Raw genomic sequence first — 22,618 nt, 5'->3', positions numbered from 1 at the left:
TTCAGCGCTTCGTCGTCCCCCGCCACAGGACGAACGCCAGGGTGAGTGCGGCGGCCCCGCCGAGCACGAGGCCACGGTGCCGGTTCACCGCCGAGGCGGCCTCCGTCGTCTTCTCGCGCAGCGGCTCGGGCGTCTTGTCGCGAGCCGTCTCCAGCGCGTGCGTCGCCTTGTCCTGAGCGCGGTGGCCGACCTCGGCCGCCCTGTCCTTGGCGTGCGTCGCCTTGTCCTGAGCGCGATGGCCGACCTCGGCCGCCCTGTCCTTGGCGTGCGTCGCCTTGTCCTGAGCGCGATGGCCGACCTCGGCCGCCCTGTCCTTGGCATGCGCGGCCTTGTCCTGAGCGCGATGGCCCACCTCCGCCGCCTTCTCCTTGACGGCGGTGGTCCTCTGCTGGACCTGGGCCTTGATGTCCGTCTTCGCGGCGAGGGCCTCGACGGTCCGTCCGAGCTCCTCGCGGGTCCCCTCGACCTGTGCGCGGAGCTCCTCGGCCGTGGGAGTCTGCCGTCCGTTGCCGGTCTGGTCGGTCATCGGTGTGCACTCTCCTTGATCGTGGTGATGTCGGCCTTGACGCTGTCGACAGTCTGTTCGGGGGTGACCGGGGCGGCCCGGCCGACCTGCTTCCTTCCGACGGCCGCGAGGACCCCGGCGAGCGCGAACAGCGCCACCGTGACGACCAGCGCGGACAGCCACAGGGGCCACACCAGGCCGAGGGCGATGACCGCGGTGGCCACGAGCGCCTGCGCCGCCAGCGCGGCCGACAGGCCGGCGCCGCCGAACAGTCCTCCGCCCCGCCCCAACCGCCGGCCCTTCTCCGTCATCTCCGCCCGGGCCAGAGCCAGTTCCTCGCTCATCAGTCTGGAGAACTGGTCGGACGCCTGCTTGACCAGCTCCCCCACCGGCTCGTCCTGACGAAAGGGCGGCGGGCCCGGTGACCTGTCCATGCGCTGTTCCTCCCGAAGGTTGCTGCGGGAACGTGCCGCCGGTACGCCGACGGCCCGGGCGACCGTCCCGCCCTGCGGCGGAGACGGCACGGGGTGGGCCGCGGGACCGGCGTACCGGCCTCTGCCACCGCGCGTACCCGCTCGCGCGCACCGCATGCGACCCCTCCATGGTCTCTCCGATCGCGCGGACGGGCAGGCGGCGATGTCACACGATCCTCACAAGGGGCGGTGATGACCCGGCACATCCCGGGCACCCGAACGGCATCCGGCTGTCCACCCCACGGAGGTCCCGGTGATCGCCTTCGCCCTGCTGCTGCCGCCCCTCCTCCTCGGGCTCGTCTTCGCGCTCGACCGGTACGAGGACTACATGAGGGCCACCACCCGCGCTCCCCGCCACGCGCGCCGTCTGCGCCTCGTGCCGGATCCCCCGCCCGCCCCCGCCCCGGAACCGCCGCTCGCCGCGGTGCCGCCGGAGCGTGCGGCCTGAGCGGCGGGAGGGGATTCCCGAGGGGCGCCTGCCACGACTGCGAGCGCTGAGCCTCGGCGGAACGGGTACAGCTCCTGCATGTCCTCGTCCCCCGCACCGGCCGACCGCCGGCCTCCCGCCTGGCCCTGGTACGTCGGCGCGGCCGCGGCGGTGACGGCCACCGCCGTCGCCGGCGGCCGCTTCGTCGACCCCGCCGGCACCTGGTACCGCGCCCTGCGCAAGCCGTCCTGGCAGCCGCCGTCATGGGCCTTCGGAGCGGTCTGGACACCGCTGTACGGCTCCCTCGCCTGGGCCGGGGGCCGCGCGCTCGCCACGACCCGAGGCGGCGAACGCACACGGCTCCTCGGCAGCCTCGGCCTGAACCTCGTCCTGAACGCCGGCTGGAACGCCCTGTTCTTCGGACGCCGCAGCCCACGGGCGGGACTCGCCGGGACCGTGCTGCTCGATCTGAGCAACGCGGAGCTGCTGCTGCGCGTCTCGCGAGCGGATCGCCCGGCGGGCCGCGCCCTGCTCCCGTACGCGACCTGGTGCCTCTTCGCGACGGCCCTCAACGGTGCCCTGGTCCGCCTCAACCCGGGATCGGGCCGCCCCAGCCCCCGTGCCGGTCGCTGAGGGCGCGGCCGTCCCCGCACCGCCCCGCTCCCGGGCGCCGCCGGGCGCCTCAGGTCCGTACGAGGCTCGCGGCGCCGAACGACACGTCGAAACGGTCGCACCAGATGCTGACGCTCGCGTACTCCTCCCAGTCGACGCCCGCGGGCAGCGGGTAGTTCTGGTCCCCCTTGTTCCCCTTGAGCTTGCCGAGGCTCACATGGCGGCCGTCGTCGAAGACGTGCCAGCCGTCCTTCCCCTCCCGCACCGGAGCGTCGCTCAACCACACCCGTACGTCCGGTCCGCTGCTCGTGTCGAGTCCCTCGACGCGGAGCACGGCGGTACCGTCCGCGAGGCGCACGATCCGCGCCGTGCCCGTCGTCGGGTGCTCGTGGCCGACGAAGGTGCCCCGGGCGACGGTGACGGGTTCGGCCGCCGGCGCGGGCGGGGGCCTGTCCGCCCGCGGGCGTGCCGTGGGCGCGGCCGCCGAGGGCGGCGCCTCGCGCACGGTCTCGTCCACCCACAGCGCCCAGGGTTCGAACCACACGAGCCCGGCGATCGCCGCCAGGAGCAGCACCGCCGCCCCGCCCCGCCACCACGTCCTCCGCACGCGCCCCACGGCGCACCTCCTCGTCCTCGGCGTCCGCTCCGACCATCCAAGACGAGCGGTGGCCGCGGCGGGAGGTCCGGCCTGATGACGAAACCCTTACGTCCGCGGCGTGGACACCTCCGCGGCGGGCCGCCGGTCCGTAGCGTCCCGGACATGCGTGTACTCGTCACAGGAGGAGCCGGCTTCATCGGCTCGCACATCGTCACGGCGCTGCGGGAGGCCGGCCACGAGCCGGTCGTCCTGGACGCCCTGCTGCCCAGCGCCCATCCCACCGCTCCGGAGCCGCCGGCCGTGGAGTTCCTGCACGCCGACGTCAGGGACGCGGCGCGCGTCCGCGCGGCCCTGCGCGGGGTCGACGCGGTGTGCCACCAGGCCGCCATGGTCGGCCTCGGCAAGGACTTCTCCGACGCCCCGGCGTACGTGGGCTGCAACGACCTGGGCACGGCCGTGCTGCTCGCGACGATGGCCGAGGAGGGGGTACGCGCGCTCGTCCTCGCCGGGTCCATGGTCGTGTACGGGGAGGGCCGCTACACCTGCCGTCGGCACGGACCCGTCCGCGCCGAAGCGCGCCGCGCCGAGGACCTGGCGGCCGGCCGCTTCGAGCCCCGCTGTCCGGCCTGCGGCGCCGCGCTCGACCCCGGGCTGGTGGCCGAGGACGCGCCTGCCGACCCCCGGAACGTGTACGCCGCGACCAAGCTCGCCCAGGAGCACCTGGCGGCGGCGTGGGCGCGGGCCGTGCACGCGACCGCGGTCTGCCTGCGCTACCACAACGTCTACGGTCCGGGGATGCCCCGCGACACCCCTTACGCCGGCGTGGCGTCCTTCTTCCGCTCGGCCCTCGGCCGCGGCGAGGCGCCCCGGGTCTTCGAGGACGGCGGGCAGCGACGGGACTTCGTCCACGTGCGGGACGTCGCTGCGGCGGCCGTGCTGGCGGTGGAGGCGGCCCATACCCTGCCGACCGGCGCCCTCACCACGTACAACACCGGCAGCGGGGAGCCGCACACGGTGGGCGAGATGGCTTCGGCTCTGGCACGGGCGTACGGCGGGCCGGATCCGATGGTGACGGGGGAGTTCCGGCTGGGCGACGTCCGGCACGTCACGGCGGACTCGGGCCGGCTGCGCCGGGAACTGGGCTGGCGTCCCGCGATCGGTTTCGCGGAGGGGGTGGCCGACTTCGCCCGGTCGGGGCAGCGGGCCTCCGCGGCGGTCCGGGGCTGACGCCGCCCGCCGGCCGCGAGGTGCCCGGGCGCACGTCGTCCGGCCTGCCGCGCACCGTCCTCACGCCGTCGGCAGGGTCACCTCGAAGCGGCAGCCGCCGGGGACGTTGCGCACCTCGGCGCTGCCCGCGTGGGCCTCGACGATGCCGCGGACGATGGCCAGGCCGAGCCCGGCGCCGGCGGGCGGGGTGCGTGCCTCGGTGCCGCGCCAGCCGGTGTCGAAGACCCGGGGCAGATTCTCGTCGGGGATGCCGCCGCAGCCGTCGGTGACCGACAGGACGACGGCGTCCTCCTTGAGTTCGGCCGCGACCGCCACCGTCCCGTCGGCGGGCGTGTGACGGATCGCGTTGACGAGGAGGTTCGCCAGGACCCGGGTCATCTCCTTGCCGTCCACCTCCACGGGGACGGGCTCCACCCGCTCCCCCACCAGCCGCACGCCGTGCTCACGGGCGAGCGGGTCGGCGCCGCTGAGTGCGTCGCCGACCAGGTCGTACACGCAGACGCGGCTCAAGCTGAGTCCCAGCGTGCCGGCGTGGATGCGGGACAGTTCGAAGAGGTCGGTGACCATGGTGGTGAGGCGTTCGACCTCGGTTCGGATCTGCCGGTGATAGCGGGCGGGGTCGGTGGCCATGCCGTCCTCCAGCGCCTCGGCCATCACCCGCAGGCCCGCCAGCGGGGTGCGCAGGTCGTGGGAGATCCAGGCGACGAGTTCCCGCCGCGACGCCTCCAGCGCGCGTTCGCGCTCGCGGGAGGCATCGAGTCTGGCGCTGGTGGCGGCCAGTTCGCGGGTGAGCGCGGCGAGTTCGGCGGTGGCGACGCCGTCGGGCGCGGAGAAGCCGCCGCCTTCGCCGAAGTCCCGTGCGGCTCGGGCCAGGGCCCGGCTGCGGGCCACGACCCAGCGTCCCAGCACGAGGGCCGTGCCGAGGGAGACGAGCGCGGCCATCGCGACGACGACCGTGACCACCCACAGGTCGTGGGAGGACAGGAACATCGCCTGTGCGACGGCCAGCGTGCCGGCGAGCATCGCGGTGACCGTGACGGCGGCGACGACGGTCAGCGAGAGGGCGACGGAGCGGTGGCGCACGAGGCGCAGGACGACGGCACCGGCGACTCCGGCGCAGGCGGCACCCGCGAGTGCGAACACCGCGATGAGCAGGACGTCCTTCACGCCGCGCCCTCCTCGGAGTCGGCGGTCTCCTCGGCCTCGAAGCGGTAGCCGACGCCCCACACCGTCCGGATGTGCCGTGGCCGTGCCGGGTCGTCCTCGATCTTGGCGCGCAGGCGCCTCACATGGACGGTGACGGTGGACAGGTCGCCGAAGTCCCACCCCCACACACGGCGCATCAGCTCCTCCCGGGTGTGTGCCGTGGCCGGGTGTTCGAGGAAGTAGGTGAGCAGATCGAACTCCCTCAGCGTGAGCGCGAGTTCGGCGCCTCGCCGGGTGGCCCGGCGGGTGGTGGGGTCGACCGTGAGAGCGCCGGCGCACAGCACCGGCCGTGGTGACGTGTCCGGCGCCGTGTCCCTCGCCCGGGTGCGGCGCAGGACGGACGTGACGCGCAGGACGAGTTCCCGGGGGCTGAACGGCTTGGTGACGTAGTCGTCGGCACCGACCTCCAGGCCGGTGATCCGGTCCTCCTCGTCGCCGCGCGCGGTGAGCATGATCACCGGCACCGGCCCGGCGGCCCGCAGTCTTCGGCAGACCTCGAGCCCGTCCAGGCCGGGCAGCATGAGGTCGAGGACGACCAGGTCCGGGCGGCGGGCCTCGGACCGCCGCAGCGCCTCGGGGCCGTCGGCCGCCCAGTCGACGGCGAATCCCGCTCCCTGGAGGTAGCCGGTGACCACCTCGGCCACCGTCGGGTCGTCGTCCACCACCAGGATCCGGGCGGTGCGGTCCGGGGCGCTGCGCTCGTTCATGCCGCACAGCGTCGCATCCGGGTGCCCGGGCGGCCACGGCCAGTCGGGCGTACGACGGTCGACGTCCGCGTTTCGTAAGGAGTTCCGCGGCCCCCGTCCGTCGCGTGATCCCTACGGTGAGACGCGTGATCCCCATGACCGTTGATGTCGTCCTTCCCTGCCTCGACGAGGCCGAGGCCCTGCCCTGGGTGCTGGCCCGCATCCCGTCCGGCTGGCGGCCGATCGTCGTCGACAACGGCTCCACCGACGGCTCGGCCGCACTCGCCGCCCGGCTCGGCGCCACCGTCGTGCGGGAGCCCCGGCGTGGCTTCGGTGCCGCCTGCAACGCCGGACTGCTCGCCTCCGACGCCGAGTTCGTCTGCTTCTGCGACTGCGACGCCTCGCTCGACCCGGGTCTGCTGCCCGGTCTCGTCGCCGGGGTGCGCGACGGATCCGCCGATCTCGTCCTGGGCCGCCGCCGCCCGACCGCCCGCGGCGCCTGGCCGGCCCATGCCCGGGCGGGAAACGCGGCGCTGTCCCGGCTGCTGCGCCGCCGTACCGGGCTGCGACTGCGCGACCTCGGCCCGATGCGGGCGGCGCGGCGCGAGGCGCTCCTCGGTCTCGGCCTGTCGGACCGGCGCAGCGGCTACCCGCTGCAGATGGTGGTGCGCGCCTCGGACGCGGGCTGGCGGGTGCGCGAGGTCGACGTGCCCTATCTGCCCCGGGCGGGCCGGTCGAAGGTCACCGGCACGTGGAAGGGCACCTGGCAGGCGGTCCGCGACATGCGGCGGGTGCTGGACGAACCCGCGATCGTGGGTGAGCGCGCGTGACCACGCTCCTCGTCATCGCGAAGCAGCCGCTGCCGGGCCGGGTGAAGACCCGGCTCACTCCCCCGTTCACGCCCGGGGAGGCGGCCGCGCTCGCCGAGGCGTCGCTCGCCGACACGCTCGCCGTCGCCGCGCGGGTCCCGGCCGCCCGGCGCGTCCTCGTGCTCGACGGGGAGCCCGGCGACTGGCTCCCGGCCTGTTTCGAGGTGGTCCCGCAGGTCGCGGGAGGGCTCGACGCCCGGCTTGCGGCCGCGTTCGCCGGCTGCTCCGGGCCCGCGCTGCTCATCGGCATGGACACCCCGCAGCTCACGCCCGGACTCCTCGCGCCCGCGCTGTGCTGGGACCGGCACGACGCCTGGTTCGGCCCGGCGGCGGACGGTGGCTTCTGGGCTCTCGGACTCGCCGTCCCCGACCCCACCCTGCTGCGGGGCGTACCGATGTCCCGGCCGGACACCGGCCGGGTCCAGCACGAGCGGCTCACCGCGGCGGGACTCCGCGTGGGCCGCCTGCCCGTCCTGCGGGACGTGGACACCGCCGACGACGCCCGACGGGTGGCCGCTTCGGCCCCGGGCGGCCGATTCGCCGCCGTGCACACGTCGTTGACGGCGACGTCGGCAGGGGCGGGCGCGTGACCACGACCGCCTGGCGCTCCGACCCGTACGCCGACGCCCTGCGCAGCGGCCAGGGGCCGCTGTTCCTGCGCCGGCTGGACGGCGGCCTGATCCCCTTGGAGGTCGAACGCTGGTGCGAGGCACCCGACCACGCCGACCGCTCCGTCCTGGGGCGGTGCCGGGGAGCCGTCCTCGACATCGGCTGCGGTCCCGGCCGGCTGGCCGCCGCGCTGGCGGCGGAGGGCAGGCCGGCCCTGGGTATCGACGTCAGTCCGGAGGCGGTCGCCCGCACCGTGCGGCTGGGCGGCACGGCCCTGTGCAGGTCCGTCTTCGACCCCCTTCCGGCCGAAGGCCGTTGGGAGACGGCCCTGCTGATCGACGGGAACGTGGGGATCGGCGGTGATCCGGGAGCCCTGCTCCGCCGGCTGCGGCGCGTGGTCTCCCGGTCCGGCCTGCTCATCGCCGAGTGTGCGCCGACGGAGGTGGACGAGCGCTGCGAGGTGCGGGTCGACGACGGCCGTGGCGCCTGGGGAGAACCGTTTCCCTGGGCGCGTGCCGGCGCCCGCGCCCTCACCGCGCACGCGGCCCGCGCGGGCTGGACCGTGGCCGAGCACTGGACGCTGCGCGGTCGCTCCTTCCTGGCCCTGGGTCCCGTCCGGTCCACCGCCGAGGGGTGAGCGGGCGCCGCCGGTCAGTCGTCGGTGCCGACACGCTCGCGACGTCGCGCCCGGCGGCGCCGTTCGAGGAGCAGCCCGCCGGCCGTCACGGCCACCGCCGCCAGGACGATCACGAGGTTCCGCCCGTACGGCAGCGGCAGCGCCGACGGGTTGGGCGGTGCTCCCGGGCGCAGCAGCAGCGGCAGCGTCACCAGCAGAACGCTTCCCGCGACGATCGAGGCGCCCCGGAGCAGACCCCGGTCACGGCTCCCCACGAGCAGGAGTCCGAGGGCGAGGACCAGCGGGGCGAGGATCGCATCGTGCAGGACGACCGCGCCTGCCAGCCACACCAGCACCTCCGCCGGGGCGGGCTGGGCCGCGATCCGCCAGACGCCGATGCCGATCAGCACCAGCCCGAGGCCGCCGGTCGCCCACCGGAGCGGGCTCACCGTGCTCACAGCACCTCCAGCCGGTGGACCCACTTGGTCTGCAGGACGCCGGGCCGGTCCGGAGCGATGATCCGCGCCGGGAAGCCGTGGTCGAGGGAGAGCGGTCGCCCGTCGAGGGTGAGCGCGAGGAGCGTGAGCGGATCGTCGACGTACTCCGCACCCATCTCCATCACCCGGTAGGCACCGGCGACCTCCAGCGATGTGACCCGCAGGGCGGCATCGCCCGGCCGGCCGCCGGCCAGCTCGACCAGGTCGCGGATCCGCACACCACCCCAGCCGGCCTCGACGCTCCAGCCCTCGACGCAGGCGATCGGAAGCCGCACCCCCGTCCGGGGCATCGCCCGCAGCGCGTCGAGCGTGAGCGTGTACGGGCGGGGGCCGGCGACGTCGAGCCGCCACTCCCGCAGACCGCGCGCCGACACCCCGGCCGCGGCAGCGGTCCGGTTCACCGGCAGCCCCTGGGGGCCGTGGTCGGGGTGCCGCGGCGCGAGCAGGTCGAGCGCCTTCAACGGGGTCAGGGCCTGGCCGACCGTCGTCACCGTCACCACGCCGACCGCCGCGCCCACCCCCAGCAGCAGCGAGCGCCGGTCGGCGGCGTCCTCGGCCGGCAGCGCGAGGGTCCCCGCCGAACCCCGGCGCCCATGGGCGCTGATCTCCGGTGCCTTGACCGCAACGTGCAGGAGGATCGAGCCGGCCGCGACCCAGGCGACGGCGAAGTGCACCGGGACGAAGGAGAACGGCCAGGGGTACCACTCGACGATGTTGAGCAGGCCGGTGAACACCTGGAAGACGGCGGCGGCCACCAGGACCGCGACGGAGAGGCGTTCCAGCGCGTGACGGAGGGAGCGGACCGGCGGCCAGGCGAACAGCCGGGGGTACACGGTCCACAGCTTGGCCAGGAGGAGCACGATCGCGGCGAGCCCGGTGGCGACGTGCAGCCCCTGGGTGAGGCGGTAGCCCCACACCGGCCGGGTGGGCAGGTCGTCGGCGAGCCAGGCCGGCGGGTGCTGGAGGTAGTGGCTGACGAGGCCGGTGACGAAGCAGACGGCGAACGCCGCGCCGAGCCAACGGCCGAGGGCCGTCGCCGTCCGCGCGTCGTGCAGGGGGCCGGTGAAGGCGGGCGGCCGGAAGGGGGGCCGTGCGGATCGCGGTCCACGCGTGCGGGAGGTCATGGCGTCCATGACATCGTCCCGCCCGCCGGAGCGGACGGTTCGACACCTTACGAAACCCGAACGCCCCGACGGGTCGCCCGTCGCGGCACGGCGGCCGCTGCGAGGCTGCGCCCATGACTCGCGTCCGCCCCGCCGACCTGGTTCCGACGGTCCTGCTGCTCGCGGCCCTGACCGCCGCCGTCGCCACGCTGCTGCGCGGGGGTGCGCGCGGTTCCGGCTTCCTGGCCGGGTACGCGGCCGCGTGGGCGCTCTCCGCGGCGGCCGTCGTGGCCCTGCGCCGCGTGCCCGGCCGGGCGGTCGTCCCGCTGGTGCTCGCCGGCGCCGTCGCGGTCACGGCGTCCGGGCTGGTGGCGGCACCCCGCACGAGCACGGACTCCTACCGGTACGCGTGGGACGGGAGGGTGCAGGCCGCCGGCATCTCCCCGTACGACCACACTCCTGCCGACCCCGCTCTCGCGGGGCTGCGCGACCCGTGGCTCTTCCCCGGCGCCGCGGTCTGCGCGCGGGAGGACCCGGATCTGGCGCCGGTTCCCGACGGCGGCTGCACCCGGATCAACCGGCCGACGGTGCACACCGTCTACCCGCCGGTGGCGGAGGGGTGGTTCCTGCTGGTGCACACGGTGTCCCCGGCCGCCTCCCGCCACAAGGCCCTCCAGACCGGTGGCGCCCTGCTCTCGCTGGCCGTGACCGGACTCCTCGTCGTCGTCCTGCGGCGCCGGGGCGTCGCGTGGCGGGCGGCTCTGTGGGCCTGGTGCCCCGCCGTTCCGGTCGAGGGCGTCGACAACGCCCATGCCGACGTCCTCGCCGTGCTGTTCGCGGTCGCCGCGCTCGTCGTCGTGGCGCGCCGGAGGGTGGCGGGCGGGGTTCTCCTGGGGCTCGCCGTCGCCGCGAAGCTGCTGCCCGTCCTGCTCGTGCCCGGTGCCCTGTCCGGCGTGCGGAAGCCGCGCACCGCCTTCGCGGTCCTGGCACCGGCGGCGGCGACGGTCGCGGCGCTGTACCTCCCGTACGTCCTGCTGTCGCGCGGCTCCGTCCTGGGGTACCTCGGCGGCTACGCGCGGGAGGAGGGGTACGACGACGCCTCGGCCGGCGACAGGTACGGCCTGCTGCGGCTCGGGCTTCCCGACGCCTGGGCGCTCCCCGCGTCGATGGCGGCCCTGACCGCGCTCGCGGTGGCGGTCTGGTGCCGGGGCCGGCCCGAACACCCGTGGAGCGGAGCGCTGGTGACCCTGGGGGGCGCGTTCCTCCTGCTGACCCCCGGCTACTCCTGGTACGCCCTGCTGCTCGTCGCCCTGGTGGCGCTGGACGGCCGGTGGGAGTGGCTGGGCGTCGCTCTCGCCGGGGCGGTGGCGTACCTCGCGCCCGATGCGACGACGGCCGCGTACGGCATCGCGGCGGCCGCGGTCTGCGCGGGCTGGTGGATCCGCCGGCGCACCGCGGGTCCGGCCCCTGCCCCTGCCCGCCGCCCCTTGGCGCACCCCGGCAGGGCATGAGACCGTCCGCGGGTGACTTCTGCCGCGGGCGGGGCGACGGCCTCGGGACGACCGGACGACGGCCTCGCGTCCGCGCTGCGCTTCGCCACGGAGCTCGTCGCCTGGGTGGCCACGCCGTGGGCGCTGGCCGGCCGCTCCTGGGTGCTCGCCGTGCTCTCCGTGGTGGTCCTGATCGGGCTGCCGACGCTCCTCGCCACGCCCGGGGACAAGAACAGCGTGATCGTCGCGGTGCCCGGGTGGGTCACGGTCCTGCTCGTCCTGCTCCAGCTCGCCGCCGCCGTGGTCTCCGCCTGGTTCGCCTGGCCCGGGTGGGCGGCCGTCCTCGTCACCCTGCTCGCCGCCGCCACCCTGGTCACGGAGCGCCCGCGCCGACGGTGGCTGCTCGCCGGGGGCCGGCTCGGTTAGCGTCGTAGCAGGGAGACCCGGTGACGCCGGGTCCGCAGGAAGGAGAACCATGCCGCTCGAAGGTGAGTACGAACCCAGTCCGTCGACGTGGGTACGGAACCAGGTCGAGCTCTACGAGTCGTCCGGTGGCACGAAGGGCACGACGATGCGCGGTCTTCCCGTCGTCCTCGTGACGAACCTCGGGGCGAAGAGCGGCAAGATCCGCAAGACGCCGCTCATGCGGGTGGAGCACGAGGGTGCCTACGCCCTCGTCGCGTCCAACGGCGGCGCGGTGAAGCATCCCGTCTGGTACCACAACCTGGTCGCGCACCCGCAGGTCGAGCTGCGGGACGGTCCGCAGGTGTGGGACATGAAGGCACGCATCGTCACGGGCGCGGAGCGCCAGGCGTGGTGGGAGCGGGCGGTGGCCGCGTTCCCCGACTACGCCGACTACCAGCGCAAGACCGACCGCGAGATCCCCGTCTTCGTCGTCGAGCGCACCCAGTAGGGACCGCCGGGGAGACCCGTACGGCCGCGGCGAACGGCCGGCCCCGGGCAGCGGCGGGGCGGGAAGGGCACGGCGTGCGTGCCCTTCCCGCCCTTCCTCGTGCCCGCGTCGGCTTCGTGCCCGCGTCAGCCGATCGCGAGCGGGGCCTCCGGGGCGAGGGCGGCCGCGATCCGGGTGGCGACCACCTCGGCCGTGTTGCCGGCGGGCGTGTCCGCGGTCTTGGTCGTGGAGACCGCGATGGCCAGCCGCCTGGCGGGCAGGTAGGCCTGGATCGCCGCGTACCCCGAGAAGGACGGGTTCTGGAGCACCCAGCCGTTCACCACGATCACGCCCACGCCGAAGTGCTTGGCCTCGGTCTGCTTCAGGCAGATCGACGCCGGGCAGGTCGCGGACTCGCCGCCGAGCCCGACCGTGCCCGGATTCACCAGGGTGCGGTACGCGCCGGGCGACAGGAGTTCACCGCTGCCGATTCCCTCCACCGAACGGGCCAGGTCGCAGATGTGGGAGGTGATGACCGCGCCGGGCGCGGTGGTCCACGACGGGTTCCAGAACGTGGACTCCTCGTAGAGACCACGGTCGGAGGTGAAGGCGTGCAGGACGGGACCCGGGATGTCGGGCGTGAAGTTGTTCTGGGTGTCGCGCAGACCGAGGGGGCCCGTCACCCGCTGCTTCACGAGCTCGTCGATCCGGGTACCGGTGATCTTCTCCAGCGCCTCGGCCAGCAGGACGTAGTTGGCGTGCGAGTAGCTCCAGCTGGTGCCCGGCGGGTACCAGAACGAGTGGCTGAACGGGAAGGCGAGCAGCTCCTCGGGGGTCCACTGGCGGAAGGGGTGCGGCCCCAGCTCGGCGCCGAAGGCCGGGTCGGTGACGTAGTCGTGCAGGCCGGTGGTGTTGGTGGCCAGCATGCGCAGGGTGATCTTGCGGGCGTTCGGCACGTCGGGCAGCCAGCGTTCGACGGTGTCGTCGAGGCGCACCTTCCGCTCCTCGACGAGTTGCAGGAGGGTCGTGCCGATGTGCGCGAAGGCGACCGAGCCGGCCCGGAAGTGCATGTCCGGCTCGGCCGGCACGCCGGTCATGGACTCGCCGAGCGCGTCGGTGACGACCTCGCGTCCGTCGATCGTGACCCGCAGCTCCACGGCCTTCAGCCGGAGTTCGTCCTTGGCCTTGCGGGTGATGCCCAGGATCCGGCGGCCCTGCCCGCCGAGGGGGCGCTGGGTCCGCACGCAGTCACGTCCGCCGTGGTTGCCGGGCCCCTCGGGGGCGGCGGGTCCGGCGGCGGTGGCGGGGACCGTGACGGCGAGGAGTGCGGCGCACAGCAGGGCCGTGCCGACCGCGTGCGCCCGGGTGCGCACACGGGTGGGGAGGGGGGTGCGTGTCATGCCCGAACTATGTCCGCAGGTACGTGCCCGTCGCGCCGAACACTCCGGGCGCGGCCGCGGACCCCGCCCATGTGGTGCACGCCGCGGACGGCACAGGGCGCCCGCTGCCGGAGCGGGCGCCCTGTTCGCGTGGGGGACGGGGGTTCTGGGACCTGTCGTCAAAGTCCCTCCCCCTGGGCTTCGCCCGGGAGGTGCCCCGGCTCGCGGTGCTCCTTTGAGGACAGGTCCTAGCGACGACTGCGGACGAGCAGGTGGAGGAAGTACGGCGTGCCGATCACCGCGGTCATGAGGCCGGCGCCGAGCTGGGCCGGGGCGATGACCGTGCGGCCCACCAGGTCGGCGGTGCACACCAGCGTGGCGCCCAGCAGTACCGCGACGGGCACCACCCGGGCGTGCTGCCGGCCGACGAGCGCGCGGGCCGCGTGCGGTGCCACGAGACCCACGAAGCCGATCGTGCCCGCGGCGGCCACGGCGGTGGCGCTGAGCACGACGCTCAGCACGAGGAAGCCCAGCCGGGCGCGCCCCAGGCCGAGTCCCAGGAGCCGCGGGGTGTCCTCGTCGAGCGACACCAGGTCGAGCTCGGTGCGCCGGATGCCCGCGGCGGCCAGGCCGACGACGAGCACGAGCGCGAGGGGCACCACGTCCGGCAGGGTCCGTCCGTAGGTGGAGCCGGACAGCCAGGTGAGGGCCTTCGTCGCGTTGAACGGGTCGGTGAGGATGATCAGCATGCTGATCAGCGCCGCCGCTCCGGTGGCCACACCGAAGCCGACGAGGACGAGCCGGTTCTGCCGGAAGCCGCCGCGTGCGGCGAGGCCGAAGACGAGGACCGAGCTGACCGCGGCGCCGGCGAACGCCGCTCCGGCCACGCCCCACGACCCGGCGAGCGGGACGGTGGTCACGAGCAGGACGGCGCCGAGCGCCGCGCCGCCGGAGACGCCGAGGACGGCGGGTTCGGCGAGCGGATTGCGGGTCACCGCCTGGACGAGGGTGCCCGCCAGGGCGAGCGCCGCTCCGGCGAGGAGCGCGGCCAGGACGCGGGGGACGCGGGTGTCGAGCACGAAGGTGACGGCCCGTCCGGCCCGGCCCTGGAGCCAGTTCAGCACGTCGCCCAGCAGCAGTTTGCTGTCGCCCAGGAGGACGGAGGCGATCGCGACCCCGAGGACGGCGGCCACCAGGACGGCCGTCACGGCGAGGAAGCGGCCGCGGGTCCTGATCCGCAGCCGGTCGGCCTCCGCCGGGCCGGCGGTGTCCCGGACGCGGGTGGCCATCACGATCAGGAACACGGCGCCGACGAGGCTGGTGACGACGCCGGTCGGCACGGCGACCGCCGTGTCGGCGGGGACGACCGCGCGCAGGAGCACGTCCGAGCCGAGGACCAGGGCCGCGCCGGCGAGGCCGGCCGCCGGCAGTGCGGCGCGCGTCCGGGCGAACGCGCGGACCCGGCGGGCCAAGGGGCGTACGAGCGCGGGGGCGCACAGTCCGACGAACCCGATCGGTCCCGCGAGGGTCACGGCCGTGGCGGACAACAGCGACGCGAGCACGACGACCGTGACGCGGGTGGCGCGGACGGGGACGCCGAGCCCGCGGGCGGCGTCGTCGCCGAGGGCCAGGGCGTCGATCCGGCGGGTGAGGAGCAGGAGTCCGACGAGCCCGACGAGCCCGATCGGCGCCATCTGCAGGACGCCGTCGAAGCCGTTCTGCGCGATGCTCCCCTGGTTCCACTGGTAGAGGCCCTCGGTCTCCCGGGGGAACAGCAACAGCATGCCCTCGGTGACGGCGGTGAGGCCGAGGGTGAGGGCGCTGCCGGCGAGGACCAGACGGACGGTGCCGGTGCCGAGGCCGGACAGGCCGAGGACGACGGCGGCCGCCGCGAGCCCTCCGGCGAACGCGACGCCGGAGGAGGCGTACAGCGGCAGGGAGACGCCGGTGACGGCGACCAGACCGAGGGCCAGATAGGAACCGGCGTTCACCGCGAGGGTGTCGGGTGAGGCGAGCACGTTGCGGCTGACGGCCTGCAGGGCGGCGCCGGCCGTGCCGAGCACGGCACCGACGAGCAGGCCCGCGGTCATGCGGGGCAGCCGGGAGGCGATGACGACGGAGGCGTCGGCCGGGTCGGCCCCTCCGGTGAGGGCCTTCCACACCTCCGGGGCGCCGACGGCCGCGGTGCCCTGGGTGATGTCCACGACCGCGAGGGCCGTGACGAGCAGGATCAGACCTGCCGTCACCGCGGCCGCGCCCGTCCGGGACGTGGCCGTCGACGGACGGGTGGCGGGGGTGGTCGCGGTGACGGTCATGGCCCTTACTTCGTGAGCGCGGCGACGGCGGAGTCGACGTACTTGCCCATCGACTCGGGGCCGCCGAACATCCAGATGCCGTCGGGCAGGCGGTGGACGTCGCCCTTCTTGACGAACGGCAGCGACGTCCAGACCTTGTCCTTGGCGAGGACGCCGGCGAACGGCGTGCTGTTCTTGTCGCCGTCGCTGCCGATGTAGGCGAACTGGACGTCGGCGCCGAGCTTGGTGAGGCCCTCGACGTCGGTGGCGGCCAGGCCGTAGCTCTCGTCGCCCTTGACCGTCCACGCGTTCTTCAGGCCGAGCTTCTCGTTGACCGCGCCGATCAGCGAACCGCTGGTGTAGGGCCGGATCGAGACCTGGTTGGAGACGACGTAGCCGTCGGCGAAGGCGTAGTTCGCACCGGCGAGGCCGGCGGCGGCCAGGGCCTTCTTGCCCTCGTCCAGCTTCGCCTGGAACTGCTGCTTGAGCTGCGCGGACTTCTCCGTCGTGCCGGTGGCCCGCGCGATCAGGTCGAGGTTCTTCGTCATCTGCCCGATCGGGTCGGAGGCGTCGGCGGGGCGCACCTCCAGGACCGGGGCGATCTTGCGGAGCTGCTTGACGGCGGCCGGCGGCAGGTCGCTGGTGGCGACGATGAGGTCCGGGGCGAGCTGGGCGACGGTGTCCATGCTCGGCTCGCCGCGCGTGCCGATGTCCTTGGGGTCGTTCTTGAGCGGGACGGCGGTGTCCCAGGTCTTGTAGCCCTTGACGTCGGCGACGCCGACGGGGTCGACGCCGAGCGAGACGAGGCTCTCGACGACGTTCCACTCCGTGCCGACGACCTTCTTCGCCGGACCGTCGAGCTCGACCTTGGTTCCGGAGGCGTCGGTGAGCGTGATGCGCTCGGTGGGCTTCTTCGCGTCGTCGGCGGCGGGCTCGGTCGTCCCACAGGCGGTCAGGGCGAGCGCCGCGGCGGTGGCGGCGGCAGCGGTGAGAAGGAGGCGTCTCATGGGGTGGGACTGAGCCTTTCGTTTCGCGTGTGGTGGCGGCCGATGGCGCGGGTGCGCAGCCGGCCGGTGAGGGGGTCGGTGTCGACTTCGATGCGGATGCCGTACGTGTCGGTCAGCCGCGAAGCGGTGAGGACGTCCTCGGGGAGGCCGTGCGCGACGATCCGTCCCGCGTGGAGCAGGGCGATGCGGTCGGCGACGGCCGCGGCCTGGTCGAGGTCGTGCAGGACGGCGCCCACGGCGATGCCGTGGTCGTCCGCCAGGTCGCGTACGAGGTCGAGGAGTTCGACCTGGTAGCGCAGATCCAGGTAGGTCGTGGGCTCGTCGAGGAGCAGGACGCCGGTCTCCTGTGCGAGGCAGCCGGCCAGCCAGACGCGCTGGAGCTGCCCTCCGGAGAGGTGCTCGGCACCGCGGTCGGCGAGGTCGGCGACGCCCGTCATGGCCAGCGCGCGGTCCACCGCGGCCCGGCCGTCGGGGTCGGCCTTGCCCCAGCGTCCCCGGTAGGGGTAGCGGCCGAACTCGACGAGGTCACGCACCGTCAGTCCGCCGGGGGTGGGGCGGCCCTGCGTCAGCAGGGCGACGCGGCGCGCGAAGTCGCGGGTGCCCAGGGCGAGTCCGTCGGTGTCCCCGTCGAGGAGGAGGGTGGCGGTCCTGGGCTGCTGGAGCCGGGCGATCGTCCGCAGGAGGGTCGATTTTCCGCTGCCGTTCGGTCCGACGAGGACGGTCACCTCGCCGGGCCGCAGCGTCAGCTCGGCATCGTGGACGACGTCGACGCCTTCGTACGCCACGGTGACACCCGTGGCCGACAGTTGATGACCACGGGGGCGTCCGGCCGCGGAGGTCTCTTCACCAGCAAGCACGACGCAAGGTTAGCCTATCCTTACTAGATCTTGAAAGGGGCCCGACCGATCGACCGCAAGGGGGAATCCGGCCAAGGTCGCGACGGGCGTGACACCCTCTCACCGGCCCCTCCGCGGACCGGTGAGGGAACCGCCGGACGCCGTCCACCGCGGCGCCCGCCGGCACGTGGGCCGACGGCGCGCTGTCGCGGGCGCCGGCCGGCGCGCCGTGGTGTCATACGGAGGTCAGACCCCAGAGAGGGATTCGAGCGGACCGGGCGGACCACGTGGACGGACCCCAGGAACCCCGGGAGCCCCGTACGGCGGCCGGCGCCGCGGCGGAGGTCCCCCAGGAGCGCCACGCCGGGTGGCTGGAGCTGTTCTTCGACCTCGTGTTCGTGGCCCTGGCCGCCCAGCTCTCCCATCAGCTCCACGGGGACCCGGACCTCGGCGACTTCGCCCTCTTCCTCGCGCTGTACTTCCCGCCGTGGTGGATGTGGGTCAACCTCACGGTCTCGGCGAACCTCTTCGTCGAGGACACGGCCCGACGCCGGCTGCTCATGCTGTTCGCGATGCTGTGCCTGGCGGTGATGGCGGCGGCCGTACCCGAGGCGGCCGGAGACCGGAGCGCGGCCTACGCCCTCGGGTACGCAGGCACCCGTCTGGTACTGCTCGGGCTGTGGTGGCCCGCGACGAGGTTCCCCGACCCCCTGCGCGTCCCGCGCTGGCGCCCCCTCAGCTACTGCCTGGGCTCCGGCGTCCTGTGGGCGGTGTCCGCGGCGGTGCCCTCGCCGTGGCGGTACTGGATGTGGGCGGCGCTGATCGTCGCCGAGATGGTGCTGCTCCTGACCGCCCGCGGCCACGGCATCCCCGGACAGATCGACACCGGCCACCTGGTGGAGCGGGTCGGCCTCTTCGTCATCATCGTGCTGGGCGAGTCGGTCATCGCCCTGGTGACCTCGTTCGACCACCACTGGACGGGGCAGGCCGCGGTCGTCGCCCTGCTGGGCTTCGTCCTGCTCGCGGCGCTGTGGTGGTCGTACTTCGACTTCGCCGCCACCTCCGCCGAACTGGTCTTCGGCTCCGTGAAGGGCCGCGAACTGTACGTGCTCGCCCGGGACGTGGGCGGCTTCCTGCACTTCTTCGTCACCGCGGCCGTCCTGTGCATGGCGGGCGGGCTGGCGACGGCCGTGGAGGAGGCCGGGCACGCCCACCTTCCGCGCGGCGCCGCCTGGGCCCTGGCCGGCGGCCTGGCCCTCTACCACGCCGCCCACGCGACGATCGCCCTCCGCTTCCGGCGCCCGCTGCGTCGGGTGGCCGTGTGGGCGGTACCCGGCATCGCGATCCCCGTGCTCGTGGGGCTCGGGGCGGATCACCTGGCCCCGTGGCTGGTGGTCCTGCTGATCGCCGGCGAGGCGGTCGCGCACCTGCTGTACGCCCGCGCCCTGCTCCGCCGCCGCAACGCCCTGTACCCCGGACGGGTGTGACCCGCCGGAGCACGACGCGTCCCGGCGGACGCGCTGCATCCGGACGCGGCGCCGCGGGCGAATCGAGGGCGAGGACGACCGAGGGAGGGTCCATGTCGCATGCCGCCCGTCCCGCCCCCGACGGGGCGGGCTCCGAAGGGTTCCCGCCGCTCTGGAGGGTCGCGCCCGACGGGGGGCGGCCGACGGGGCGGACCTGCGCCCACGCCCGGTCCGTGACCCTGCCGACCGGCGAGGAGCCGCACGCCTGCCGGGAGTGCGTCGAGCGGGGCTGGGAGTGGGTGCGGCTGCGCTGGTGCGCGTCCTGCGGTCATGTCGGCTGCTGCGACAGCTCCCGCGGCGGCCACGCGTACGCGCACCACGCCGCGACCGAACACCCCGTGGTCGTCTCCCTCGCCCGGGACGAGGACTGGGCCTGGTGCTTCCCGGACGAACTCTTCCTGGTCCGTGCCACGGAGCCGGAGGCGGACAGGCCCCGGGGCGGCTGAGGGCATCCGTCGCACGGCGGCGCACGCCACCGGACCGGCGCCGGCCCCGAAGGCGCCACGAACGGCCCCACGGCCACCACCCGGCGCAGGACACCGGATCTCACGGACGATCCCACGGCCTCCACCGACGGAGGCTGCGCGCGGGCCGGCGCCTTCGGCACCGGTCGGCGCTCCCTGGCATGCACGGAGAACGACACCTCCCTAGCATGAGTGCGTACATGTCCCAGTTCTGCCGGATATGCCGGGCGACAGCGGAGTGAGGCAGTCATGGCCGCAGAGGATGCCGCACCCGGGAACCGGGCCGAGGGCCTGAAGGCGAACGCGATCGGCTTCGTCGACGCCCTGGTCATCGGGCTCAACTCCACCTCACCCGCGTACTCCCTCGCGGCGGTCATCGGCCCCATCGTGGCCCTCGTCGGGATCTACGCGCCCGGCGTGATGTTCGCGTCCTTCGTGCCGATGCTCCTGATCGCCTCGGCCTTCTACTACCTGAACAAGGTCGACCAGGACTGCGGCACCACGTTCTCGTGGGTCACCCGCGCGATGGGCCCCTGGATCGGGTGGCTGGGCGGATGGGCCATCGCGATGACCGGCGTCCTGGTCGTCGGCTCCCTCGCCGACGTGGCCGTGAGCTTCGCCCTGCTGGCCGTCGGCCTCGACGGATGGGTCGACAACGCCTTCGTGCGCCAGCTGCTGACCGTACTGCTCATCATCGTGATGACGGCCGTGTGCGTCATCGGTACCGAGCTGTCCGCCAAGGTGCAGAACGTCCTCATCCTGGCGCAGGTCGTCTTCCTGCTGGTCTTCGTCGGCGTGGCGCTCTACAGCGTCTACGCCGGCACGAGCAAGTACGACTCCGTCGAACCCGCGTTGAGCTGGCTCAACCCGTTCGGCGCCGGCGGTGCGGCGCTCTCCGGCGGGCTGCTGCTCGGCGTCTTCATCTACTGGGGCTGGGAATCGGCGGTCAACCTCACCGAGGAGGTGGAGGACTCCGCGACCGCGCCGGGAAAGGCGGGGCTCTGGTCGACGGTCATCCTGCTGGTGACGTACGTGTCCGTGGGGTTCGCGGTCGTGGCCTACGCCGGACCGACGTTCCTGGCCGAGAACGCCGACGAGGAGGAGTTCGTCTTCGCCCAGCTCGCCACGGACGTACTCGGCGGCTGGGACTGGGTCCTGCTGCTGGCGGTCTCCACCTCCGCCATCGCCTCCACCCAGACCACCATCATCCCGGCCTCGCGCACCGCGCTCTCCATGGCCCGCCGCCGGGCGCTGCCCGCCTCCTACGGCCACATCAGCCCCCGGTTCCGCACACCCGACGTGAGCACCTGGTGGGTCGCCGGCATCGCCATCGCCTGGTACCTCGTGGTCAACCAGATCAGCAGCAACGCCCTCTTCGACTCGCTCACCGCGCTCTCGCTGCTGATCGCCTTCTACTACGCGCTCACGGGCATCGCCTGCGCGGTCTACTACCGCCGCCACCTCCTCGAGAGCGTGCACAACTTCCTGCTCATCGGCCTCGGCCCGCTGATCGGCTCCGGGCTGCTGGCCTGGCTGCTGGTGAAGTCGGTCGCCGACATGTCCGATCCGGCGAACTCGTACAGCGGCACGTCGTGGTTCGGGCTCGGACCGCCGCTCGTCATCGGGATCGGCATCACCGTCGTCGGCATCGTCATCATGTGCGTGTGGCGTCTGCGGGCACCCGCGTTCTGGGCGGAGCGTCCGGGTGTCGTCGACCCCGAGCTGGTTCACGGCAAGGAGACCTGAGATGTCGGTCGTGCTGGGTTACGACGAGTCCCCGGGCGCCGCCCGCGCGCTGCGCATCGCGATCGAGGTGGCCGCCGCGTTCGAAGAGCGCCTCGTCCTGGTCTACGGCGCCGCCGTCCCGGGTCCCACGGGTGAGGAGTACCGGTCCCACTACGAGGCGATCCGCCAGGCGGGCCGCACCGGCCTGGAGCACGCGGTCACGGAGGCCGACCGGGCGGGTGTGGCGAGCGCCGTCGAGGTCATCGACGCGAAGCCGGCACAGGCCCTGATCGAAGCGGCGAACCGTCATGCGGCGCGGGTCATCGTGGTCGGCAGCTGGGGCGAGAGCCCGATGCGCGGCGCTCTCCTGGGCTCCACCCCGCACAAGCTCCTGCACATGTCGAGCGTCCCGGTGCTCTGCGTACCGCCCGAGGTCTGAGCCGCGCCGGCGGGCGAGGGCCGCGGGCGGGCCGGTGCGGGTGCGCCGGACGCACGGACGGGCAGGTCGCGGATCCGCCGGAACTCCCGGGTGCGCGAGCGATGAGTTCCGGCCGCCTCGACGGTCTGTCCCGGTGTAGGTCGAACGATGGAGGAAACAGACATGACCGAGCCCGAGACCCGGACCCACACGGTGGAGGCGGACGGCGCCACCGTCCACTACGACGTCCGGGACGCCCGGACCGGCGACACAGGTGACGGCACCGGCGAGCCCGTGCTGCTCCTGATCGGATCGCCGATGGACGCGAGTGGGTTCCGCACGCTGGCCTCGTACTTCCCCGACCGGACCGTGGTCACCTACGACCCGAGAGCCGCGGGACGCAGCGTGCGCACCGACGGCGCCGCGGAGACCACGCCCGAGGAACACGCGGAGGACCTGCGTCTGGTGATCGAGGCGCTGGCCGCGGGACCCGTGGACCTGTTCGCCAGCAGCGGGGGCGCCGTCAACGCGCTGGCGCTGGTGGCGCGTCACCCCGGGCTCGTCCGGACCCTCGTCGCCCACGAGCCGCCGACGGCTCAGGTCCTTCCCGACCGGGAGGCGGCGCTGGCGATCTGCGCGGACATCCACGCGACGTACCTGCGCGAGGGTACGGGGCCGGCGATGGCGAAGTTCATCGCGACGGTCAGCCGCAAGGGCCCCTTCTCCGACGCGTGGCGCGAGGAACCCGCGCCGTCCCCCGCCGACTTCGGTCTGCCGACCGCGGACGACGGCTCGCGCGACGACCCGCTGCTCGGGCAGAACATGCTCGGCTGCACCGCCTTCCGGCCGGACTTCGCCGCGCTGCGGGACGCGTCGACGCGGATCGTGATCGCGGCCGGCAAGGAGTCCGAGGGCGAGTTCGCCGCGCGTGCCGCGGCCGAGGTCGCGTCCTCCCTCGGCACTCCCCTGGCGGTCTTCCCGAGCCACCACGGCGGTTTCCTGGGCGGCGAGTTCGGCCAGCAGGGGGCTCCCGCGGAGTTCGCGGCGGCCCTGCGCGAGGTCCTGGCGGCGTCCGACTGACCCTGCCGGGCGAGGCGCCGTCCGGCCGGCGGCCGGACGGCGCCTCGCAACGGAGGACGTCGAGGATCGCCCCGTCGTC

Annotated in this window: 25 protein-coding genes; 14 read left to right on the top strand and 11 right to left on the bottom strand. The window is 74.3% G+C overall.

Features of this window, described 5'->3' with window-relative positions; translation table 11 throughout:
- Position 1: 1 nt before the first annotated feature.
- The gene (locus tag ACGFZF_RS05040; RefSeq protein WP_393551123.1) at positions 2–526 is read right to left on the bottom strand and encodes a DUF3618 domain-containing protein; all 525 of its coding nucleotides are present in this window, start codon (positions 524–526) and stop codon (positions 2–4) included.
- Positions 523–939 carry a phage holin family protein gene (locus tag ACGFZF_RS05035; RefSeq protein ID WP_393551122.1) on the bottom strand — a complete coding sequence of 139 codons (417 nt, stop codon included), beginning with the start codon at positions 937–939 and terminating at the stop codon, positions 523–525. Before ACGFZF_RS05035 ends, ACGFZF_RS05040 begins: the two co-directional genes overlap by 4 nt.
- Before the next feature lie 292 nt (positions 940–1,231).
- Here ACGFZF_RS05035 and ACGFZF_RS05030 point away from each other — a divergent pair, with 292 nt between their 5' ends.
- Both ACGFZF_RS05030 and ACGFZF_RS05025 read left to right on the top strand, forming a co-directional pair.
- Complete coding sequence (locus ACGFZF_RS05030; protein WP_393551121.1) at positions 1,232–1,426, top strand: hypothetical protein; 195 nt, start codon at positions 1,232–1,234, stop codon at positions 1,424–1,426.
- Positions 1,427–1,504: 78 nt separating this feature from the next.
- Positions 1,505–2,038: a TspO/MBR family protein gene (locus tag ACGFZF_RS05025; RefSeq protein WP_393551120.1), complete on the top strand. Its 534-nt coding sequence runs from the start codon at positions 1,505–1,507 to the stop codon at positions 2,036–2,038.
- Between the two features lie 49 nt (positions 2,039–2,087).
- Here ACGFZF_RS05025 and ACGFZF_RS05020 read toward each other — a convergent pair whose 3' ends face one another.
- On the bottom strand, positions 2,088–2,633 hold the full coding sequence (locus tag ACGFZF_RS05020) for a DM13 domain-containing protein (protein ID WP_393551119.1): 546 nt from the start codon (positions 2,631–2,633) through the stop codon (positions 2,088–2,090).
- A 144-nt stretch (positions 2,634–2,777) separates the two neighbouring features.
- Here ACGFZF_RS05020 and ACGFZF_RS05015 point away from each other — a divergent pair, with 144 nt between their 5' ends.
- A complete protein-coding gene (locus ACGFZF_RS05015; protein ID WP_393551118.1) occupies positions 2,778–3,842 on the top strand; it encodes an NAD-dependent epimerase/dehydratase family protein in 1,065 nt (354 codons plus the stop codon).
- Positions 3,843–3,902: 60 nt separating this feature from the next.
- On the opposite strand, the gene ACGFZF_RS05010 is transcribed toward ACGFZF_RS05015, so the two are convergent.
- Positions 3,903–5,009 (bottom strand): sensor histidine kinase, encoded by a 1,107-nt coding sequence (locus tag ACGFZF_RS05010; RefSeq protein WP_393551117.1) that lies wholly within the window; start codon positions 5,007–5,009, stop codon positions 3,903–3,905.
- Positions 5,006–5,755, bottom strand: coding sequence for a response regulator transcription factor (locus tag ACGFZF_RS05005; RefSeq protein WP_393551116.1), 750 nt, complete (start codon positions 5,753–5,755; stop codon positions 5,006–5,008). The genes ACGFZF_RS05010 and ACGFZF_RS05005 overlap by 4 nt, the downstream gene beginning before the upstream one ends.
- A gap of 134 nt (positions 5,756–5,889) precedes the next feature.
- Between ACGFZF_RS05005 and ACGFZF_RS05000 the strand changes: the two genes are divergently transcribed.
- Genes ACGFZF_RS05000 through ACGFZF_RS04990 form a run of 3 tightly spaced genes read left to right on the top strand, consistent with a single transcriptional unit; the run spans position 5,890 to position 7,849 of the window.
- Complete coding sequence (locus tag ACGFZF_RS05000; RefSeq protein ID WP_393551781.1) at positions 5,890–6,564, top strand: glycosyltransferase family 2 protein; 675 nt, start codon at positions 5,890–5,892, stop codon at positions 6,562–6,564.
- Positions 6,561–7,193: a DUF2064 domain-containing protein gene (locus ACGFZF_RS04995; protein ID WP_393551115.1), complete on the top strand. Its 633-nt coding sequence runs from the start codon at positions 6,561–6,563 to the stop codon at positions 7,191–7,193. Before ACGFZF_RS05000 ends, ACGFZF_RS04995 begins: the two co-directional genes overlap by 4 nt.
- A complete protein-coding gene (locus ACGFZF_RS04990; RefSeq protein ID WP_393551114.1) occupies positions 7,190–7,849 on the top strand; it encodes a class I SAM-dependent methyltransferase in 660 nt (219 codons plus the stop codon). The genes ACGFZF_RS04995 and ACGFZF_RS04990 overlap by 4 nt, the downstream gene beginning before the upstream one ends.
- Positions 7,850–7,863: 14 nt before the next feature.
- Here ACGFZF_RS04990 and ACGFZF_RS04985 read toward each other — a convergent pair whose 3' ends face one another.
- Positions 7,864–8,286, bottom strand: coding sequence for a hypothetical protein (locus tag ACGFZF_RS04985; protein ID WP_393551113.1), 423 nt, complete (start codon positions 8,284–8,286; stop codon positions 7,864–7,866).
- Positions 8,283–9,449 carry a molybdopterin-dependent oxidoreductase gene (locus ACGFZF_RS04980; protein WP_393551112.1) on the bottom strand — a complete coding sequence of 389 codons (1,167 nt, stop codon included), beginning with the start codon at positions 9,447–9,449 and terminating at the stop codon, positions 8,283–8,285. The genes ACGFZF_RS04985 and ACGFZF_RS04980 overlap by 4 nt, the downstream gene beginning before the upstream one ends.
- 113 nt (positions 9,450–9,562) lie before the next feature.
- Between ACGFZF_RS04980 and ACGFZF_RS04975 the strand changes: the two genes are divergently transcribed.
- Genes ACGFZF_RS04975 through ACGFZF_RS04965 form a run of 3 tightly spaced genes read left to right on the top strand, consistent with a single transcriptional unit; the run spans position 9,563 to position 11,831 of the window.
- The gene (locus ACGFZF_RS04975) at positions 9,563–10,939 is read left to right on the top strand and encodes a glycosyltransferase 87 family protein (RefSeq protein WP_393551111.1); all 1,377 of its coding nucleotides are present in this window, start codon (positions 9,563–9,565) and stop codon (positions 10,937–10,939) included.
- A 12-nt stretch (positions 10,940–10,951) separates the two neighbouring features.
- Positions 10,952–11,344 (top strand): hypothetical protein, encoded by a 393-nt coding sequence (locus ACGFZF_RS04970; protein WP_393551110.1) that lies wholly within the window; start codon positions 10,952–10,954, stop codon positions 11,342–11,344.
- Positions 11,345–11,393: 49 nt separating this feature from the next.
- On the top strand, positions 11,394–11,831 hold the full coding sequence (locus ACGFZF_RS04965; protein WP_393551109.1) for a nitroreductase family deazaflavin-dependent oxidoreductase: 438 nt from the start codon (positions 11,394–11,396) through the stop codon (positions 11,829–11,831).
- Positions 11,832–11,956: 125 nt separating this feature from the next.
- On the opposite strand, the gene ACGFZF_RS04960 is transcribed toward ACGFZF_RS04965, so the two are convergent.
- The 4 genes from ACGFZF_RS04960 to ACGFZF_RS04945 form a co-directional block, all read right to left on the bottom strand.
- On the bottom strand, positions 11,957–13,210 hold the full coding sequence (locus ACGFZF_RS04960; protein ID WP_393551108.1) for a serine hydrolase domain-containing protein: 1,254 nt from the start codon (positions 13,208–13,210) through the stop codon (positions 11,957–11,959).
- Positions 13,211–13,437: 227 nt separating this feature from the next.
- Positions 13,438–15,504 carry an iron ABC transporter permease gene (locus ACGFZF_RS04955; RefSeq protein ID WP_393551107.1) on the bottom strand — a complete coding sequence of 689 codons (2,067 nt, stop codon included), beginning with the start codon at positions 15,502–15,504 and terminating at the stop codon, positions 13,438–13,440.
- A gap of 5 nt (positions 15,505–15,509) precedes the next feature.
- Positions 15,510–16,490 (bottom strand): iron-siderophore ABC transporter substrate-binding protein, encoded by a 981-nt coding sequence (locus tag ACGFZF_RS04950; RefSeq protein WP_393551106.1) that lies wholly within the window; start codon positions 16,488–16,490, stop codon positions 15,510–15,512.
- Positions 16,487–17,347, bottom strand: a complete 861-nt coding sequence (locus tag ACGFZF_RS04945) for an ABC transporter ATP-binding protein (RefSeq protein ID WP_393551105.1) — start codon at positions 17,345–17,347, stop codon at positions 16,487–16,489. Before ACGFZF_RS04945 ends, ACGFZF_RS04950 begins: the two co-directional genes overlap by 4 nt.
- Before the next feature lie 266 nt (positions 17,348–17,613).
- Here ACGFZF_RS04945 and ACGFZF_RS04940 point away from each other — a divergent pair, with 266 nt between their 5' ends.
- The 5 genes from ACGFZF_RS04940 (at position 17,614) to ACGFZF_RS04920 (ending at position 22,539) form a co-directional block, all read left to right on the top strand.
- Positions 17,614–18,813 carry a low temperature requirement protein A gene (locus ACGFZF_RS04940; RefSeq protein WP_393551104.1) on the top strand — a complete coding sequence of 400 codons (1,200 nt, stop codon included), beginning with the start codon at positions 17,614–17,616 and terminating at the stop codon, positions 18,811–18,813.
- Between the two features lie 212 nt (positions 18,814–19,025).
- Complete coding sequence (locus tag ACGFZF_RS04935; RefSeq protein WP_393551103.1) at positions 19,026–19,298, top strand: UBP-type zinc finger domain-containing protein; 273 nt, start codon at positions 19,026–19,028, stop codon at positions 19,296–19,298.
- 267 nt (positions 19,299–19,565) lie between these two features.
- Positions 19,566–21,062, top strand: a complete 1,497-nt coding sequence (locus ACGFZF_RS04930; RefSeq protein ID WP_356601596.1) for an APC family permease — start codon at positions 19,566–19,568, stop codon at positions 21,060–21,062.
- Position 21,063: 1 nt separating this feature from the next.
- Complete coding sequence (locus tag ACGFZF_RS04925) at positions 21,064–21,480, top strand: universal stress protein (RefSeq protein WP_393551102.1); 417 nt, start codon at positions 21,064–21,066, stop codon at positions 21,478–21,480.
- Positions 21,481–21,642: 162 nt separating this feature from the next.
- The gene (locus tag ACGFZF_RS04920; protein WP_393551101.1) at positions 21,643–22,539 is read left to right on the top strand and encodes an alpha/beta fold hydrolase; all 897 of its coding nucleotides are present in this window, start codon (positions 21,643–21,645) and stop codon (positions 22,537–22,539) included.
- Positions 22,540–22,618 lie beyond the last annotated feature (79 nt).

The sequence above is a fragment of the Streptomyces sp. NPDC048338 genome (assembly GCF_043201055.1).
Taxonomy (GTDB): domain Bacteria; phylum Actinomycetota; class Actinomycetes; order Streptomycetales; family Streptomycetaceae; genus Streptomyces.
Note: the sequence above shows the minus strand (reverse complement) of the source record. Positions and strands in the feature narration are given on the sequence as shown.